The 15,565-nt window shown below is 36.2% G+C and carries 23 protein-coding genes; 6 read left to right on the plus strand and 17 right to left on the minus strand.

Features of this window, described 5'->3' with window-relative positions:
- Positions 1 to 51: 51 nt before the first annotated feature.
- From HCH28_RS03905 to HCH28_RS03915, 3 genes are all read right to left on the minus strand, one after another.
- Positions 52 to 957: an NAD(P)/FAD-dependent oxidoreductase gene (locus HCH28_RS03905; RefSeq protein WP_221680408.1), complete on the minus strand. Its 906-nt coding sequence runs from the start codon at positions 955 to 957 to the stop codon at positions 52 to 54.
- A gap of 518 nt (positions 958 to 1,475) precedes the next feature.
- Positions 1,476 to 1,823, minus strand: a complete 348-nt coding sequence (locus HCH28_RS03910; protein ID WP_221679869.1) for a CPCC family cysteine-rich protein — start codon at positions 1,821 to 1,823, stop codon at positions 1,476 to 1,478.
- 214 nt (positions 1,824 to 2,037) lie between these two features.
- A complete protein-coding gene (locus HCH28_RS03915) occupies positions 2,038 to 2,262 on the minus strand; it encodes a toprim domain-containing protein (protein ID WP_004228499.1) in 225 nt (74 codons plus the stop codon).
- A 190-nt stretch (positions 2,263 to 2,452) separates the two neighbouring features.
- On the opposite strand from HCH28_RS03915, the gene HCH28_RS03920 reads away from it, so the two are divergent.
- On the plus strand, positions 2,453 to 2,806 hold the full coding sequence (locus HCH28_RS03920) for a hypothetical protein (protein WP_221679871.1): 354 nt from the start codon (positions 2,453 to 2,455) through the stop codon (positions 2,804 to 2,806).
- A gap of 412 nt (positions 2,807 to 3,218) precedes the next feature.
- Here HCH28_RS03920 and HCH28_RS03925 read toward each other — a convergent pair whose 3' ends face one another.
- The 4 genes from HCH28_RS03925 to HCH28_RS03940 form a co-directional block, all read right to left on the minus strand.
- The gene (locus tag HCH28_RS03925; RefSeq protein ID WP_221679873.1) at positions 3,219 to 3,389 is read right to left on the minus strand and encodes a hypothetical protein; all 171 of its coding nucleotides are present in this window, start codon (positions 3,387 to 3,389) and stop codon (positions 3,219 to 3,221) included.
- Positions 3,390 to 3,408: 19 nt separating this feature from the next.
- Complete coding sequence (locus HCH28_RS03930) at positions 3,409 to 4,374, minus strand: alpha/beta hydrolase (protein ID WP_255600872.1); 966 nt, start codon at positions 4,372 to 4,374, stop codon at positions 3,409 to 3,411.
- A 127-nt stretch (positions 4,375 to 4,501) separates the two neighbouring features.
- Positions 4,502 to 4,924, minus strand: coding sequence for a hypothetical protein (locus tag HCH28_RS03935; RefSeq protein WP_221679875.1), 423 nt, complete (start codon positions 4,922 to 4,924; stop codon positions 4,502 to 4,504).
- The gene (locus HCH28_RS03940; RefSeq protein ID WP_221679877.1) at positions 4,924 to 5,274 is read right to left on the minus strand and encodes a hypothetical protein; all 351 of its coding nucleotides are present in this window, start codon (positions 5,272 to 5,274) and stop codon (positions 4,924 to 4,926) included. Before HCH28_RS03940 ends, HCH28_RS03935 begins: the two co-directional genes overlap by 1 nt.
- A 239-nt stretch (positions 5,275 to 5,513) precedes the next feature.
- Between HCH28_RS03940 and HCH28_RS03945 the strand changes: the two genes are divergently transcribed.
- Positions 5,514 to 5,636 (plus strand): YjcZ family sporulation protein, encoded by a 123-nt coding sequence (locus tag HCH28_RS03945; protein WP_081456919.1) that lies wholly within the window; start codon positions 5,514 to 5,516, stop codon positions 5,634 to 5,636.
- A 402-nt stretch (positions 5,637 to 6,038) separates the two neighbouring features.
- Here HCH28_RS03945 and HCH28_RS03950 read toward each other — a convergent pair whose 3' ends face one another.
- Positions 6,039 to 6,920, minus strand: a complete 882-nt coding sequence (locus HCH28_RS03950) for a gluzincin family metallopeptidase (RefSeq protein WP_221679879.1) — start codon at positions 6,918 to 6,920, stop codon at positions 6,039 to 6,041.
- A 135-nt stretch (positions 6,921 to 7,055) separates the two neighbouring features.
- On the opposite strand from HCH28_RS03950, the gene HCH28_RS03955 reads away from it, so the two are divergent.
- Together HCH28_RS03955 and HCH28_RS03960 are read left to right on the plus strand one after the other, a co-directional pair.
- Positions 7,056 to 7,694: a hypothetical protein gene (locus HCH28_RS03955; protein ID WP_221679881.1), complete on the plus strand. Its 639-nt coding sequence runs from the start codon at positions 7,056 to 7,058 to the stop codon at positions 7,692 to 7,694.
- 455 nt (positions 7,695 to 8,149) lie between these two features.
- A complete protein-coding gene (locus HCH28_RS03960; protein WP_221679883.1) occupies positions 8,150 to 8,560 on the plus strand; it encodes a DUF3888 domain-containing protein in 411 nt (136 codons plus the stop codon).
- Between the two features lie 151 nt (positions 8,561 to 8,711).
- On the opposite strand, the gene HCH28_RS03965 is transcribed toward HCH28_RS03960, so the two are convergent.
- The 3 genes from HCH28_RS03965 to HCH28_RS03975 all read right to left on the minus strand — a co-directional run bounded on the left by HCH28_RS03965 (position 8,712) and on the right by HCH28_RS03975 (position 10,323).
- The gene (locus HCH28_RS03965) at positions 8,712 to 8,849 is read right to left on the minus strand and encodes a hypothetical protein (RefSeq protein WP_221679885.1); all 138 of its coding nucleotides are present in this window, start codon (positions 8,847 to 8,849) and stop codon (positions 8,712 to 8,714) included.
- A 138-nt stretch (positions 8,850 to 8,987) separates the two neighbouring features.
- Positions 8,988 to 9,986 (minus strand): HAAS signaling domain-containing protein, encoded by a 999-nt coding sequence (locus HCH28_RS03970; RefSeq protein WP_221679887.1) that lies wholly within the window; start codon positions 9,984 to 9,986, stop codon positions 8,988 to 8,990.
- Positions 9,973 to 10,323: a PadR family transcriptional regulator gene (locus HCH28_RS03975; RefSeq protein WP_016994532.1), complete on the minus strand. Its 351-nt coding sequence runs from the start codon at positions 10,321 to 10,323 to the stop codon at positions 9,973 to 9,975. Before HCH28_RS03975 ends, HCH28_RS03970 begins: the two co-directional genes overlap by 14 nt.
- A 590-nt stretch (positions 10,324 to 10,913) precedes the next feature.
- Here HCH28_RS03975 and HCH28_RS03980 point away from each other — a divergent pair.
- Positions 10,914 to 11,423 carry a YwhD family protein gene (locus tag HCH28_RS03980; RefSeq protein WP_221679889.1) on the plus strand — a complete coding sequence of 170 codons (510 nt, stop codon included), beginning with the start codon at positions 10,914 to 10,916 and terminating at the stop codon, positions 11,421 to 11,423.
- An 11-nt stretch (positions 11,424 to 11,434) separates the two neighbouring features.
- Positions 11,435 to 11,671: a DUF362 domain-containing protein gene (locus HCH28_RS03985; RefSeq protein ID WP_221679891.1), complete on the plus strand. Its 237-nt coding sequence runs from the start codon at positions 11,435 to 11,437 to the stop codon at positions 11,669 to 11,671.
- A 102-nt stretch (positions 11,672 to 11,773) separates the two neighbouring features.
- On the opposite strand, the gene HCH28_RS03990 is transcribed toward HCH28_RS03985, so the two are convergent.
- From HCH28_RS03990 to HCH28_RS04015, 6 genes are all read right to left on the minus strand, one after another.
- Complete coding sequence (locus tag HCH28_RS03990) at positions 11,774 to 12,523, minus strand: ABC transporter permease (RefSeq protein WP_221679892.1); 750 nt, start codon at positions 12,521 to 12,523, stop codon at positions 11,774 to 11,776.
- A complete protein-coding gene (locus HCH28_RS03995) occupies positions 12,524 to 13,285 on the minus strand; it encodes an ABC transporter ATP-binding protein (RefSeq protein ID WP_221679893.1) in 762 nt (253 codons plus the stop codon).
- A gap of 153 nt (positions 13,286 to 13,438) precedes the next feature.
- Positions 13,439 to 13,780 carry a DUF1048 domain-containing protein gene (locus HCH28_RS04000; protein WP_036080890.1) on the minus strand — a complete coding sequence of 114 codons (342 nt, stop codon included), beginning with the start codon at positions 13,778 to 13,780 and terminating at the stop codon, positions 13,439 to 13,441.
- A gap of 56 nt (positions 13,781 to 13,836) precedes the next feature.
- Positions 13,837 to 14,157: a PadR family transcriptional regulator gene (locus tag HCH28_RS04005; protein ID WP_004228545.1), complete on the minus strand. Its 321-nt coding sequence runs from the start codon at positions 14,155 to 14,157 to the stop codon at positions 13,837 to 13,839.
- A gap of 358 nt (positions 14,158 to 14,515) precedes the next feature.
- Positions 14,516 to 15,139 carry an HAD family hydrolase gene (locus HCH28_RS04010; protein ID WP_221679894.1) on the minus strand — a complete coding sequence of 208 codons (624 nt, stop codon included), beginning with the start codon at positions 15,137 to 15,139 and terminating at the stop codon, positions 14,516 to 14,518.
- A 15-nt stretch (positions 15,140 to 15,154) separates the two neighbouring features.
- Positions 15,155 to 15,550 (minus strand): pyrimidine dimer DNA glycosylase/endonuclease V, encoded by a 396-nt coding sequence (locus HCH28_RS04015; protein WP_221679895.1) that lies wholly within the window; start codon positions 15,548 to 15,550, stop codon positions 15,155 to 15,157.
- Positions 15,551 to 15,565: the final 15 nt, after the last annotated feature.

The following is a 15,565-nucleotide window of genomic DNA, read 5'->3' on the forward strand; positions in this document are numbered from 1 at the left end:
CATTAGCTGATATGTTTTTACTAAGATCCTATTCCAAGTGTTATGACATCATCAAAAGCGTTCCATCGTTAAATCAGTATTTACTGAAACAGCAGCTTTATTACCTTTAGCAGCTGAAATCATTAAAGTGGATGGTTTAGATCTTTCGGTTTCCCCTGCAATATATACATTTTTTTGAGTTGTTCTACCAACACCATCTGTTATCACTTTTCCATCTTCATCAATATCACAGCCAAGCTTCTCAGCAAACTTATTGGGGCGATAATAAGATGGGGCAACAAATCCACCCGACCTTATAATGGTTGCTCCTGTTTGAAACTCTATTTTTTGTAAGTACCCATCCTTACCGATGAGGTCTTTTATCTTCTCTGATATAACTTTGATATTGTGTTTTTGTAACTCCATTTTACCTTCTCTAGATAAGTGAGCTCCATTCGTTAAGACAACCAAATCCTGTGACCAATTATAAATTAACTTGGTCAAATGCAGTACATGCTCTTCTTTTTCTGCCAGCACCACTAATGGCTTATCCTTTTGCTCCCAGCCATCACAATACGGACAACTAAATAGACTTTTCCCATAAAACTTTCTTATACTTGGTATAGTAAATATTTCTTGAACACCGGTGGCGAGTATGATTTTTTCTGAAACAAATTCCTGACTAGTAGATGTTTTGACAGTAAATCGCTCATTACCTATACCCTTTATTATTTCAGTAACTGTAGCATTAATATAGGACACAGACGGGTAATTCTCCAACTCTTTTAACGCTATATCTTTAAACGCTTGTGGTTTTATCCCATCACGCGTAATAAATCCATGTGACGCCTGTGTCACTCTATTCCTATTTGTCCCATCATCCATTAATGCAATATTTCTCCTAGCTCTTCCTAAAGTTAAGCCAGCACTTAACCCAGAAGGACCTCCGCCTATAATGATACAATCAAGAACAGTCATTTTTACCTCCGCATTGATTTGGTTTTCTTTTGAAATTGTAATTTGCATTAGAGAACTACATTATTTCCTACATCTTGGATTTCCATTCTTTACACACTAATAACGCGGAGTTTTTGTTTATTTTACATTAAAAAGACGCATTCCTTTTAAAGAAATGCGCACAATTAGATAAATTTGATAATAGTTGTTCAATAACTTCTGAGTCTTTCGGGTATGTATGAATAAATTTTGAAATTTCATTGCAATTCTTCCAAGGTAATTTCTTCATCTGGGTCTTGATATTAAATATCCCCACCTGTTATTTCACATAAAAAATATTGTGTTGTTAGTTTATATTATTTGATAATTTTTAGCGCTGTTCCTTATTGCAAAATCTCGCCCGATTCTTGAACAATTTAAAACCGTTAATTTCTGTTTCAGACGTACTCATTCTGGAGGGTGTGCGGTGAACCAACCCGTTTGCGTTGCTCCTCCCGTAGTCGCCGTTTTCCAACCCAATCAACTTTGAATCTGCTTCTTCATTTTGTTGGATATTCATATTCTTTTGGTTGCCTGCAAGACTTCTTTAACATAGGCAATACTGCCCCAAAACTTTGATAATTTTTTCTTGCTTCAGTCAATGTTAAGCCATGGTTTTGGTCACTTGCCTCTACATTACTTTGAATAAACAAATCTATCTCCCAAAAACATACGGGACAAATATAAGCAAGGGCCTCGCCATTATTCGGAATTGTAATAAACTCGCAGCAAGGGCATGGTGAATTTCCAACTACTATATCAGATTCAATGTCATGTTCGCAGTTAGTTGTATCATCGTAGTTTATGCTTGGTAAGTATTGATTTGTCTTATTTTCTTCGTTTTTCATTTTTGATAGACCTCCAACAAAAATTGGTTAAAGCCTTCAAATACTCTTTACCTAAGTTCTGGAAGAACAATCTTTCACTTTTCATTTTGATAAAATACTATGATTGTAATCTCTTATTACTGAGCATTCAGTTAGCCATCAACGAAGGGCAAAATTAGCATGTCTCCATAGACAATGGAAGATGATTGAGTCCCTTCATGGAAGTTTAATTTCGTTATTTGTGAGTTAAAGGTGTTTCTGGTCTATTAGAGCAATATTTACAAGTAGGGTCACTACATTTTGATTCAGTCCAACTATTACAATTAGGACAAAAATAAGAATCAAAATCATCGTAATATACTAAATTATAGTTGCATTTAGAACATTTATCTTGTTTAATTTCACCATAAAATTCAAAATCATCTATCATCACTTTGCCATAGCCTTCTGTTATTTTCATAAATAACCTCCTTGAAACAATTTAATCGATAATTGTATAATTAATAACCATTCTAACATATATTATCCAAATATTTTTCAAATATATTACATTAATTTCCAACAATCTGTTTCGTTATTTGAATAAAAAAAACGTGCAAAAATTTTTGAATTATTGATAAAATTAAACCATTAATCTATTGGAGGACATAATGAACACGAAACAATTAAATGAGCAATTTTATGCGAATGGAGAACTTGTTGGTACTGTCAATCATTGCATATGTGAGGATTGTATTTTTTATGCGGAGCAAATTATGAAAAATAATATGCTTATCGAGTTTTTACATAGTAATGGCCTTGATCCACGAAAAGCTAATGAAGTTTGGTGTTACATGGAGAAAGATGGGTATAAACATTACACGATTGATTTTTTTGAAGTGTACGCAGATAAGGAAGAAACGCATACTGTTGGCAACGCAAAAATCACATTTTACGTGAACATCTACGCTGAAAAAGAGCAGCTTCCATACGGATGCACAATAGATGCTATTTTTAAAATGTAGTGTAACTGTAAAAATCTCCAAAGCATCGTTTTCGAACCTTTCGTTAAAGAATGTTCCTCAACAATCTGGCCCGTTTGTTGAACGCAAGTCAAACAAAGCTCTTCAAACTAAATTACCATTGGTCTTCAAGTCAAGACTCTGTTAGTTGAAGCGTATTCAGGACATGGCATTACTTTATTAATTTTTCTCCTGTTAAAATTTTATAGAGATTTTCTGAATCTCGCTTTGCTAATTCCACATATTTATCGCTGTCCGTAACAATTTCTAAATTTTCACCATTTTGGCTAACCCAAAGCGAATAATAGGCTATTTAGTTTTCGCTACTGTTCTTAAATAAAAATTGAAATTGGTAGTCCGCATATAGCGTGCCATTTCTACTTTTTTATTTATCCAATTAGCATTTTTCACTATATCAATCGCTTTTTCCACTTGTTTTTTTGATTGAATTCTTTAAAGTCTTCAAAATATTTTCTTCACCACTTCGTTTTTGTACAGTTATTTTTTGCCCAACCATTTCATTCAAACAACCCGAAGTAACTAACAAAACAGCTAGTAGAGAAAAAAATAATATTATATTTTTCAACATATGGCCTCCTCATATGCTAGTAACGATGTAAACTTTCTATAAAGGCCTCTGATTCCTCAGCTATTCGCTCATAGTCAATACTATGAACATAATGTGAAGAATCTAACTCAATTAATTTACCTTTATCAATCCTATTAATAAAGTCATTTTGAATTCCATTCCACTTTTGATTGTCAAAACCAGTCCCCTCACCATTCGATGAAAACAAAAGTATAGGAATGTTCGGGATTCCCACTTTTTTGACTTTTTGTGCATTTGCTTTTATATGATCTATTTCATTAACCATATCTTTAGTCAATGTTCTTCGATAAAAAATTACTTTATACAACTCTTTCTCTTCGTCTGTTAAATTCCCATATTTTATTGCGTCACTTTCTGATAGTTTTGGAATCCATCTGATCAAACCAGTCTTAGCAGTAAAAGCACCTAATCGAACGAGGAACATATTGATAGATATTTCTTCATATACAGCAGGAACAGCCATATCTAATCCAATAATAGCTTTAATTTCATCAGGGTAGTCTTGCGCCCATTTCAAGGCTTCAATGCCAGACATCGAATGAGGGAATAAAATATATGGACCTTCAATTTCTGATTTAAAAAGTGCCTCTTTTGTTTCAGCTAGAATTGTATCAATATCTCGGTCAATATCTGTGACTTCGCTAAATCCATAACCTGCCTTTTCAACAACAACAATTTTATATTTATCGCTTAACAAAGTATAAAGAGATTTAAAATCTAATGCAGGTGAGCTCGTACCACCACCAGACATAAAAACAAGGGTATCTTCTCCTTTTCCTTCTGCATAAACGTGCATTTGATGACCATTAACTTCTACAAGTTGCCCAGTTGGAACAAATCGTCCCTCTTCTTTTGATAATTGTATTTTATGATTAATAAAGCTCAAAGTAAGAATCAACACCAATAATGAAATAATAATTGTAAATATAATTAACATAATGCGTTTAAATCCTCTTTTCATATTTCTCACCTATATTCTTCATTTTATAGCAAATTTGCTCTCTCCTTTTTTAATATTTAACAGATAAATTCGCACCTATATTTTGACTATTTCACTGCCATCAATCGTTCCTGCATTTTATACACAATCAAGTTTCGGTCCTTTTACACACGTAATATTTCATAACTGCCTGAATGGTTAAAATGAAACTAATCAAAGTCGATAATAAAAGCTCCATTGCTTCATGCTGATTCCATATAAGCCCATATCGCATGAACAAATAAAAACCGCTTGCCAATACTTGGCAGGCAAATAGACTTCCCCAGATCACTGCCTTTGACCTTTTATAAGCATTACTACCCCTTAAATACTTCATATACAAAAAACAAACAACACCTATACCTATAATAAACAGTGATGTCTGCGCAAAGGATGTTGTCACAGTCATCGGTTCTTCGTGTGGCATATCCACATAGAGAAGGTTTCCAAGGTGAATTATGTTAAAGCTCAATAGACAAATTAACACATATAAAAACAATAGCCATTCGGCAATTATTATGAACCATTTCATTATTGCCTCAACCATCCTAGTCTAATAACCTTGTATTCTTTATTTGCTAAATATCTACAAAAGGGACAATAATGATCTCTCGCTATAAAAATCGCACGGTACATTTCTGACCAGGGAATGGTATCTTCACAGCCATCACATTCTACATAAAGATCAGGTAGTAAACCCTTATCTAACAAGACATCCCACTGCGTGTTGGTTAATTGATCATGCCCATTTTTTATAACATCTATAATGATTGCCAATACTTCCCCATCATAAATTCGATTTGACTTCACTAATTCTGTTAAATAAGCCATACATTCAGTTGGTTCACTTATGATTTTTTGCTTTAGCTTTTCCCTTAGCATGTAACGCCCGCTTTCTTTTCTAACTTTACTTGCAAACCTAAAACACCACTCTCTAATTATGTAAAAAAATAAAAATTAAGTAAATGAAAAGCCTTCTTCTATAAAAGTAATTTACAAGTATGTTTTCAGCATTTTTTAGAACCATAGGGTAAATACCATTTCTCCTTTCTGCCAGCACACATATTATAGGTTGTAGAAAGGAGGGATTTTCAGTGGGATACAACGGAAACGTAGGTAACATGAACAACAGCTGCTATTATGGCGGCGACTCTGGCGGTGGCGGCTATTACGGTTCAACATTCGTATTAATCGTCGTTCTATTCATTCTTTTAATTATTGTTGGCGCTTCTTTCATGTACTAATCATCCCAATTAGCACCTAACCTTTTACAGACTCCTAAAGTTTGTAAGGTCATACTAGCTATTTTATAAGGGTCACTTTACCAGCCTAGTGACCCTTTTCCTTTTCAGACAATCGTGCGATAATCAAATCAGAAAAGGTAAATTTGAGGTGAATTCTACATGTTGAGAGTAATTAAAGCATTGCTAGGCATCGCATTGATTATGGTTGGCCCTTTGTTGATTGTCATTACGGTTGACGATACTGTATTTCTCAAAAATATATTATTAAGAATCATTGGTGGTCTGTGCGTTTTACTGGGCGTTCATTTATTACATAGACAGTTTCATCCGAATTCATACACAAGTAAACCCACGAGCTCCAAATAAAGAGCACTTGGGTTTACTTAAATATTTAGAAAAATATTATTCCTTGGCAAAATATTTTGGGTCTATTTGAAGAAGAATTGTATTCATATCATAAAAATTTCCTGATTTAAATTTTTCCTCATGAGTAAACCCTTGTTGATTTTGAATAAATGCTAACCATTCCTTTTCTAACTCACTACTACTCTTTCCGTAAACTTCCTCTAATTTTTGCGCTAGTTCTTTCTCGTTGTATATATGTTCAAACTTTTCGAGTCCGTAGGTATCAATTAAGTATTTAACAAATGATGCCGCATGCGTGTAGCTCATCTCCATCATGACTCGATTCTGTTCTTCACTTGAAAGTGCTGGGCGAAAATAGACATCATCTTGATTTGGATCAATTAACTTACTAATGGGAATTAACTTATCTGAATCCAAATAATGCTTCATGTATTTTTCAAAGTATAATTTATTTTTTCCATATTGATCCTCCATATAACTCGCAAAACCCTCTTGTGTAAAATAGCCATGGTCTGATCCAAAATTGTTGCCATAGCCAAGTAAAGAATGGGTCATTTCATGGACTAGTGGATAGATATCTTCATTAACACCAGTTAGTTCGATTTTCGATGCAAACCCCCAGGATAGACCGTCTTCCTTAAACCATACGTTAATGTGCTCAGATGGCGTGTAGGAAGTATGTATAGAATCCTTTATGTGGTCGTATGCTGTCACAATTTCATCCTTTATAGCCTCTACTTTATCTTGTGGAACACCAATCTCATTCTTAATCTCAAAGGTTATCTTGCCATCCTTTGTGACCACCATATTTTCATCGTTTCGCTCTTCCTGTATTTGTTCTTTAGGTTGAACGGTTTCCGCTGTACAGGCTGTTAGTAGCAATGTACAAAGAAGGATTGTGCCTCTCCATTTAGCCATAATTACCTCCTAAAAAAGTATTTTCCAGTTTATACGAAACTAAAAATCCAAAAGTTTCATTTTTAAAAGAAAAATAAGGAAAAATTAGACAAAATTATTTATAATGGTAGTAGACATGGCAAAAAGGAGGTCGCAATGAACAAAAGTACATGTATTCATTACAACCCACGCTATGGCTGGGATTTAAATAATGATGCAAATTTGGAAATGCGGTTATTCGCCAAAGCACAACGTAGACAAGTAACTATTCTGAGCTATGGATGTGACTTAGATCATCACACCATTAAAAAAATTGCACGGCACTACCTCACTAGGAAAAAATTTGACGAAGCCGAAGAAACATTAGAAATAAGATATGATACATATGATGCTAATTCAAGTAAACACGAAGAGAGTCAATACTATTGGAAAACCTATTTCATTAGTGAAAGAACATTAGCTGCTTTCCTACAAGCGCTACGTCGATTATCTGGTATACATATTCACTGTGAATTTAATGTGCGGGGACATTTTGAAGTAAACCTAAATGGTGTGGAATTTTCTACACGTGTATTAAAAGCCCTTGATTATCCATCTATGTATAAGGAAGATTTAATTGGACGCTATCTTTTATTTATTGATACAGAATCACCTGACAATGAAATAATACGTCATAAAATACACTTGCTCCCTAAAGAGCTGCAAAGTCTCTCTCTTCCCTTAGACAGTTCACAGCTCCAATGGAAACTATTAGTAAAGGACTGGATAACAGCCATTCTTCGCTACGACGTGTAAATTTTAGCATATGCAAGATGATGGTCTATAAAACCAAGTATTATTATCATATAAATAGAATTAGTGTTAAGCGAATTCGTTTAACATGGCACCTCCCGATTTGTTACTAAGGGGCACTTCCAATCGTGTCCCTTCTATTTTTTTGCCTATCGCACACTTCATCGCCATCCAATACATAATGATGGGACGTAGATTTATGTTAGAAGTTATTTTAAATTTTTTATCGAATACCTATGTTGATCAAAATATAGCAAGGCAAAATGATTGGTTCCACACCATTTATTATGATGAACCGTATTGCAACTTATTTTTGCCAATCGACATGTCAGAAAATATCTTCAATTGTTTGTATAACCTATATTCGAACACCTTTACTTCGATCATACATACTTCATTCCAAAAAGGTAACAATACAATGCATTAGGGAAAGATCACAAAGAGGTGTTTGGAAGAAAATGAAAAAGATTTTACTGTTTTTTATATTCTCCCTTGTACTAATTACTTCATTTCAAACAATACCCGCTTCAACAGCTGAACCAACACAGGATTCTAACGAGCTGAGATTGCAGGATATGCTCATGCTTTTGCTTACTCCTTATATTGAAGAAGATTTGACCAATTATTATTCAACGATTAGGAAGGATGTTTCCCCTCATATTACGCCATGGAAAATTGAAGTAATTGATACAAAAAGAAATCATTTCCGAGGCTTTAACATGCAAATTACATTTGAAATTGAACCTACGGATGGCGGACAATGGATTCCTATTGGAAGGGATCAAATGACCTATGAAATTTCTTCAGGACCAGATGTTAAATTGATTCATCACACGCATCTCAAAACGTATAAATATCCGCCTGAATAATACCTTCCCATTAAAATCATAGACTTGTCCCTTTATTGAATGTCGTGCGATTTTTTCATCTTTGGCAGATAAAAGCACCCCGTCAAAGCTAGATTTTTTTGATGGGGTATTTCATCGTTATACTAAACTTTACTGTTGGTAAACTATCTATTTATTTTCTATCTCTTATTTCTTCTATTATTTCTATTATGCGATTGTTTTGCCTTTCAATCGATTTTAACTTTTTCTCTATTATGCTTGAAGAGAAAAACACAATTAGTACAATTGCTATTCCAATTAGTAAATCCATTTTAATTCCCCCACTGTTTATTTATGTAATTTCACTTCATCCTACGTAGATTTCAAAAGAAAAAGATGGCTCTATACGGAGGCCATCTTTAAGTAAGGTATCCATGGTTGTGTACTAATAATGATAAACAACAATGAATTACCGAATTCGTGCCTTGCGGAAGCCGTCGAATATACTGATTGCCGCAGATACAACAAATATAATAATTATGCCGCCAATTAGCCATATTTCAAATTGCTTAGTAGATGTGGTAAATAATTTACTCATGTACGTGATACTTTCTTGGTTCATTAAATTCGGATTACTTACTATCACAATGAATACAACGGTTGCGAAAAGCTCCACAATTGTATTAAAGATTGCCACTTTCCTCGTCCATTGCCCTTTCAGTAGTTTATAGAGAGCTAACCCAATTTCGAGAGCAATGACAACGATTACAATGGGCCAATAACGAAGTAAAACATCCTGATTTAAAGCTGGCGTTACGAATTTGAGACCCTCTCCACCACCTTCATATATACCTAAAAGATGATTTGCATAAAAATATAGTGTTGCCCAAATGGCCGTCCACATTAAATAGCCAAATACTTCAAGCTTGGTAATTGCTTTTTTCTTCGGAATATAAATGACGGTTTTCAAATCCTCAGGAGTCCATTTTTTAAGACTTGCTGATAATGGATGCTGCTCTTTTCCTTTATCTGTTCGTTCCAAAATGACGAATACAAGTGTTAGCCAGAAAAAGACATGTATGCCTACTTCAATGATCCTCCATATTCCTTCACCCATCATATTGAGGACAGCATTCATAACTGCTTCTTCCCCACCAAATCCAATAAAATATTCAGCAATCATGGAGATGACCGCAATGACAGCGGCAATGGGAATAATCATTTTTAGTAGCGAGAGGTATACATCAAAATAGCGAGGGCCAATTAAATGCATTGGTTGATCACGATAACCGCTCGCTAACGCCGCTGGGTTCCCTAACTTTTCCAGCACTTCCTTTACATCATGCTCATTGTAATCATCAGGCAGCATATCCCCAATGATTGATTGTAACTCAAGTGCAATATCCTCACGATTTTTTTCAGGCAGCCTCCGCGTGACTTCTTGAATATAAATTTCAGTCAGATTCATCTTTATCCTCATCTCCTTTTAGTAACTCATAAAGTTCTTTTGAATTATTAATCCATTCTCGTTTCAATTGCAAAAAGACGTCTAATCCATATTCACTTAATACATAATACTTGCGGGGTCTACTCTCAGAGGTTTCCCAGCTACTTGTCACTAACTCTTGTTTTTCTAAACGGCGAAGCAATGGATATAAGGTACTTTGATCGATGTTAATGCCCGAATCTTCTAATAATTGAACAAGTGAATATCCATACTGCGGTGTTCGTAATTGACTTAAAACTGCTAATGTCAGTGTTCCTCTCCTAAGTTCTGTCATTAATGAATTCAGTAACGTACTCATTTACTCACCTCAATTTCACTTACTATATGACATACACTGTATAACTTATACTATGTATCGTACACTATTGTTGTTACAACAACAAGCAATTTTATTTTCCTTAAAGAAAAAAAGCTGTTTTTCAACACAGGAGTCTTTGTCTCTTTTACAGATACTTGCTTTCTACCAATTAAAAAGAAAGGGCAAAATTGATAGCAACCACGTTCCGTTAATTAAAGGTCCAATCACTGAATTATCGTCAAATTTCCAATACATAACATTTCAGACATTAGTCTGAAGACAATCATTGATGTTAGACGGTATATTGTATTTATACTTTTTAACTATAAAAGTATTAGGAGAAATCCTAGACAACCGTTACGTATAGAAAAAAATTACTACTAAAACGTTCAAGTATCTTAATTTATAAAAACTATACGTAATGTGTTTGTTAGTTTTGTACTTGAAAAATTACCAGCAGGTATACATCTTGTACAACGCAGCGTACAGTGATGTTTTTTTTATGCGATTTTTGCTATGAGCAAAACTGTATGTTCAGACCGATTAACTATTTATTAATAAGGAAATACAAATGTGTCGAGGTGACTTCTATGAAAGAGAAAATGCATTTTACAATTTTAAGTAACGATTCAACTGACGGAGATGGAGGTTACGGAGTAGGTACCCTTGATCTAAATAATGTAACGTCAATTATTATAGATTGTGAAAAAGAGCACGTGTTTATAGATTTAGACGCCTTACACGGACGAAGTAAAATTGAAAAAAAAGTTCGTTTTTCCCCTGACCTAGCCCATGCTAGCAGCGATTATTATCGTTACTGGATAGTTTGGGTAGCGATTCAGGTTAATCAAAATGGCCCCTATTATGCGGGATGTACCGCAAGTGAAGTACGGGTATCAAAGGAAGAACGTCGTATTAAGCTTGGCTATAAATCTTTGCCAGAGCAGGTAAATTTTTTAGATAAGGCACTGAAAGGGAAATTTCTTTTGCAGCATATGGATAGTCATTCAAAAAAGCTACTTTATCAGTTTTTATCTGAATTTAATGAAGCGTATTGGAAACACTCACCCGAAGAATTAAAACACCAGTTGTCTGTATAGGAGGATTTATAATGGCATTTGTAATTACAGAATTATGCAGGGATGAAAAAGCGGCTGTCTGTTTGGATGTCTGTCCAGTAAATTGCATTGTTATGACAGGTACCCAATATGTAATTGATCCAGATCTTTGCATTGATTGTGGCGCTTGTGAATTAGTTTGTCCAGTAGAAGCGATTTATTTTGAGGACGAGTTGCCTTCTGAATATCAGTCAGCTACACTGCTAGCACGAAATCATTTTCGAAATTAGCATTGTCTTTATCCCTTTAAATTGAATAGAAGCGAGAAAAAGTCGATTTTCTATATAATAAGAAATCGACTTTTTCGTATGGCTTACTTGATAATGACGAATTTAGCCTAACTGGCGTTTAAATTGTTTAATGGCGAAAAAATAAGCAATGACCATGATGCCGATGCACCACATAAGAGCGAGCCAGATATCATTACTAACAGAGCCTTCATATAAGAGGGCACGAATTGCATTGACGATTGAGGTAACGGGCTGGTTCTCAGCAAACGAACGGATAATTGTAGGCATGGTTTCCGTGGGAACAAAGGCAGAACTGATAAAAGGTAGGAAAATCAGCGGGTATGAGTAAGCTGTTGCCCCCTCCATCGTGCCTGCTGCCAATCCAGGAATGACTGCCAACCATGTCAGTGCTAGCGTAAACAGCCCTAGTATGCCAGCTACCGCAAACCAATTCAAGAGATCCGTACTAGAACGGAAACCCATCAACAACGCAACAAGGATAACAACTACAACAGTAAGCGCGTTGGAAATAAGCGAGGCCAACACATGAGCCCACAATACAGACGAGCGCTTGATGGGCATGGCGATAAAACGTGCCATCAGCCCACTCTTTCTATCTGTAAACAACCGCGCGGAAGTGTAAGCGCAGCCCGATGCAATTGCCATCAGCAAGATTCCTGGCAATAAATAATTAACGTAGTTGGCTGTACCTGTGTCTATTGCGCCACCAAATACGTAGACAAATAGTAGCATCATGATAATTGGCGTAATCGCCACCGTGATTATTGTATCAGGACTGCGCATAATGTTACGCATTAAACGCCCTAGCAATACCCATGTTTTACTCTTCATTTAAATCTCCTCCTTTTTACCAATGATGGCGAGGAAAATGTCCTCCAGTGTTGGCTGCTTCTCAATGTACTCTACTTTCGCAGGTGGGAACATCTCTTTAAGTTCTAGAAGGGTGCCTGTCGTTATCATTTTTCCTTCATGTAGGATGGCAATACGATCCGCCAGTTGTTCGGCTTCCTCCAGGTACTGGGTCGTTAGCAAGATGGTCGTGCCACCATCGGCAAGCTCCTTGACTGTTTCCCAGACTTCCATTCGTGCTTCAGGATCAAGCCCTGTAGTTGGTTCGTCTAGAAATATAACTGCTGGCGTCCCAATCATGCTCATGGCAATGTCAAGTCGGCGCCGCATCCCGCCAGAGAAATTGTCTGCCCGACGATTGCCTGCATCTGTCAGGCTGAATCTTGCGAGTAGATTGTCTGCGGTTTGAGCGGGATTGGAAACCCCTCGCAACTTGGCAATCATGATCAGGTTTTCTCGCCCTGTGAGCGTACCGTCTAAAGTGGCGAACTGCCCTGTCAGGCTGATGCTTTGACGAACATGATCTGGTTGATGCTGGACATCAAAACCACAAATCGCTACTTTGCCACCATCAGCCTTCATCAATGTGGAGAGAATATTGATTATCGTCGTCTTCCCTGCTCCATTTGAGCCTAACAATGCGAAAATTTCGCCACGCCGCACCTCAAAATCCACGCCCTTTAAAACTTCCTTTTCTTTAAAAGATTTATTTAACCCTTTTACAGAAATCGCACCTTCAATCATCCTTTTTCCTCCCTTTTTTTGCAGAGTAGATTGCCCTTCCTTAACTACTCAGTCTGACTGATAATCTGTATAACTTAGTACCACTTGAAATTAAAACTGAATAGCGAAGGCAACAATGAACAAGTAGCTATTCAGTCGGTATTACTGACCCATTTATTTTTTTCCTAATCGATTTAAAATGCTTTGGTTTAAATCTTCACGATACTTGGCGATATAGGTTTTTGCGTTTGCCACTAGCTCATCAGCAAAAGACGCTACATCTTCGCCAGTGATTTCCAGCACTTTCCTGCCTTCTGCTGCCCCAGCCTCGAACAACTCGATCAATTCATATTGCATATGCAGCATATCCATCCCATTACCCACTGTGAAATTCCACATGTAGTTTTGAATTTTTTTAAACACAAATTGGTAATCCTCTGGTAGTTGTTCGACCCGTGCCATCATCATCTTGTACTCTTTTTTATCACCCATCATTTTTTTGAACAATTCAATCACGATAGTTTCCTCCTTTGTATTATCAAGCTAAAGATCAGACGCATTATCATATGAAACTAAAAAGACTTTAGAGCATTGATTTTTGACGAGATAAAATCCCACTTTTCCCAAAATAATTTTAGTTCGTCACGTCCAGCCTCATTAAGTGAGTAAAACTTGCGGGGTGGTCCCATATCTGATGGTTTCTTTTGAATATTCACCAGTTTTTTTTTCTCTAAACGCACGAGGATGGTGTAGACCGTCCCTTCCACGACTTCAGTGAACCCTAACTCGTTCAGGCGTCGGGTAATTTCGTATCCATAGGTTTCATGACGGCTAATGATTTCCAGTACGCAGCCTTCCAGGGACCCCTTCAGCATCTCTGTTAAATTTTCCATATGCAGAACCACCTCTATTTGCTTTACTATTCTGTACAACTTAGTACTTAGGTAAAATTTTTTCGCTTTCGAGAAGCTATTAAGTATTACTTATTACAACTACATAGTAACACCGAGTAGTTTGGGTGTCAATTACTTTTCTTATAAATTTTCTGATACCACTATTCAAGAAAGAAAAAAGAGCTGCCTACGCAACTCCATATTCTTTCATTAAAATTTCAAATCTTATCAGGCGACTGACAACAATTTAGATATAGGGAATTTAACTGTCTTAACCTTTTTAAACATTTACCTTCCACCTACCATGTAATAGGCAAAGATGATGTGAAATATAGGATACCATCTTCTATTTTTCATGCTACTTAACGATTGCTAAAATATCCTTTGGCTCATAAAAAACGTAATCTGCCTCCTCAAAGCCAGTGGTGGATTTGGCTCCCCAATGGGCAAGGGCAAATTTAGCACCTGCCTGCTTTGCGCATTGAAAATCATAGATAGAATCACCGATATAGATGGCCTCTTCTGGTGCTACCTGTAATGCGTCCAGACATTTTAACAGCGGCTCTGGGTTTGGTTTATGCTTTTCCGTATCACTGGCACTTACAATATGTTGGAAATACTCACTTAACCCAAACGGCTCAAACTCATCCACTACCTCTTGCGCTGTTTTAGAAGTGACAATACCCAATTGTAGCGGCTTTGTTGCAAGGTGCTGAATAACTTCCTCTAGACTTTCGAAAACAGCCACTTCATGTGAAAAATCCAGCACAGCCGCAGACCATTTCTGATGCACAGCCTCTATGTCATCCACGTTGAGCCTCTGCAATGCATCTTTTCCTGGGATGCCTAAAGCAAATCGTAGCGCCTCAAACGGATAGTCCTGTTGTGTTTCTTCTCGTAAGGTTCTTTGCAATGACTGTAAAATCGCTTGCTCTGTATCCAAAATCGTTCCATCTACATCAAATATAATCGCTCTTAGCATGTATTCCCCTCCTAGTTAAAGCACGTTATTTACATATGTGCATAATTGCTGATACATTTCTTCTTCATAATCCTTCTGGCCTCTTATAAATTTCTCCTTTAAATTATAAAAACATATTTCAAGATATTCCTGATTATGATGCTGTTGAAAGGGTCTCCTATCCTTTACTGGGCCTAAACCCTTAAAGTAGTTATTCTTTTTTTCGAAGGTTCGAATTTGGTAACCCCGCTTCTTCATTTCATCCATGACTTTTTCGGTATACAAATACAAGTCTTCTTTCGGGTATTCGTATATATAGTTAATCAGTATATGCTGATCCTCTTTCGCAAATATGCTATTTAGCTCTCTCCACTGCGACAGTAGTTGTCCTTTTGGTAGATATGCAATTAAATCTATATGCCATAACCTCATGTGCCTTCTCCTTTC

The sequence above is a fragment of the Lysinibacillus sp. K60 genome, from assembly GCF_019731275.1.
Taxonomy (GTDB): Bacteria; Bacillota; Bacilli; order Bacillales_A; family Planococcaceae; genus Lysinibacillus; species Lysinibacillus capsici.

What these genes read in the sequence shown, in the direction of transcription:
- HCH28_RS03995 (WP_221679893.1), bottom strand. Translation starts at nt 13,285, where the DNA reads ATGATTGAAGGTGCGATTTCTGTAAAAGGGTTAAATAAATCTTTTAAA.
- HCH28_RS03950 (WP_221679879.1), bottom strand. Translation starts at nt 6,920, where the DNA reads ATGGCTAAATGGAGAGGCACAATCCTTCTTTGTACATTGCTACTAACA.
- HCH28_RS03965 (WP_221679885.1), bottom strand. Translation starts at nt 8,849, where the DNA reads ATGGATTTACTAATTGGAATAGCAATTGTACTAATTGTGTTTTTCTCT.
- HCH28_RS03960 (WP_221679883.1), top strand. Translation starts at nt 8,150, where the DNA reads ATGAAAAAGATTTTACTGTTTTTTATATTCTCCCTTGTACTAATTACT.
- HCH28_RS04010 (WP_221679894.1), bottom strand. Translation starts at nt 15,139, where the DNA reads ATGCTAAGAGCGATTATATTTGATGTAGATGGAACGATTTTGGATACA.
- HCH28_RS04015 (WP_221679895.1), bottom strand. Translation starts at nt 15,550, where the DNA reads ATGAGGTTATGGCATATAGATTTAATTGCATATCTACCAAAAGGACAA.
- HCH28_RS03975 (WP_016994532.1), bottom strand. Translation starts at nt 10,323, where the DNA reads ATGAGTACGTTACTGAATTCATTAATGACAGAACTTAGGAGAGGAACA.
- HCH28_RS03935 (WP_221679875.1), bottom strand. Translation starts at nt 4,924, where the DNA reads ATGAAATGGTTCATAATAATTGCCGAATGGCTATTGTTTTTATATGTG.
- HCH28_RS03905 (WP_221680408.1), bottom strand. Translation starts at nt 957, where the DNA reads ATGACTGTTCTTGATTGTATCATTATAGGCGGAGGTCCTTCTGGGTTA.
- HCH28_RS03985 (WP_221679891.1), top strand. Translation starts at nt 11,435, where the DNA reads ATGGCATTTGTAATTACAGAATTATGCAGGGATGAAAAAGCGGCTGTC.
- HCH28_RS03990 (WP_221679892.1), bottom strand. Translation starts at nt 12,523, where the DNA reads ATGAAGAGTAAAACATGGGTATTGCTAGGGCGTTTAATGCGTAACATT.
- HCH28_RS04005 (WP_004228545.1), bottom strand. Translation starts at nt 14,157, where the DNA reads ATGGAAAATTTAACAGAGATGCTGAAGGGGTCCCTGGAAGGCTGCGTA.
- HCH28_RS03920 (WP_221679871.1), top strand. Translation starts at nt 2,453, where the DNA reads ATGAACACGAAACAATTAAATGAGCAATTTTATGCGAATGGAGAACTT.
- HCH28_RS03945 (WP_081456919.1), top strand. Translation starts at nt 5,514, where the DNA reads ATGAACAACAGCTGCTATTATGGCGGCGACTCTGGCGGTGGCGGCTAT.
- HCH28_RS03910 (WP_221679869.1), bottom strand. Translation starts at nt 1,823, where the DNA reads ATGAAAAACGAAGAAAATAAGACAAATCAATACTTACCAAGCATAAAC.
- HCH28_RS03915 (WP_004228499.1), bottom strand. Translation starts at nt 2,262, where the DNA reads ATGAAAATAACAGAAGGCTATGGCAAAGTGATGATAGATGATTTTGAA.
- HCH28_RS03980 (WP_221679889.1), top strand. Translation starts at nt 10,914, where the DNA reads ATGAAAGAGAAAATGCATTTTACAATTTTAAGTAACGATTCAACTGAC.
- HCH28_RS03940 (WP_221679877.1), bottom strand. Translation starts at nt 5,274, where the DNA reads ATGCTAAGGGAAAAGCTAAAGCAAAAAATCATAAGTGAACCAACTGAA.
- HCH28_RS03930 (WP_255600872.1), bottom strand. Translation starts at nt 4,374, where the DNA reads ATGAAAAGAGGATTTAAACGCATTATGTTAATTATATTTACAATTATT.
- HCH28_RS03970 (WP_221679887.1), bottom strand. Translation starts at nt 9,986, where the DNA reads ATGAATCTGACTGAAATTTATATTCAAGAAGTCACGCGGAGGCTGCCT.
- HCH28_RS03955 (WP_221679881.1), top strand. Translation starts at nt 7,056, where the DNA reads ATGAACAAAAGTACATGTATTCATTACAACCCACGCTATGGCTGGGAT.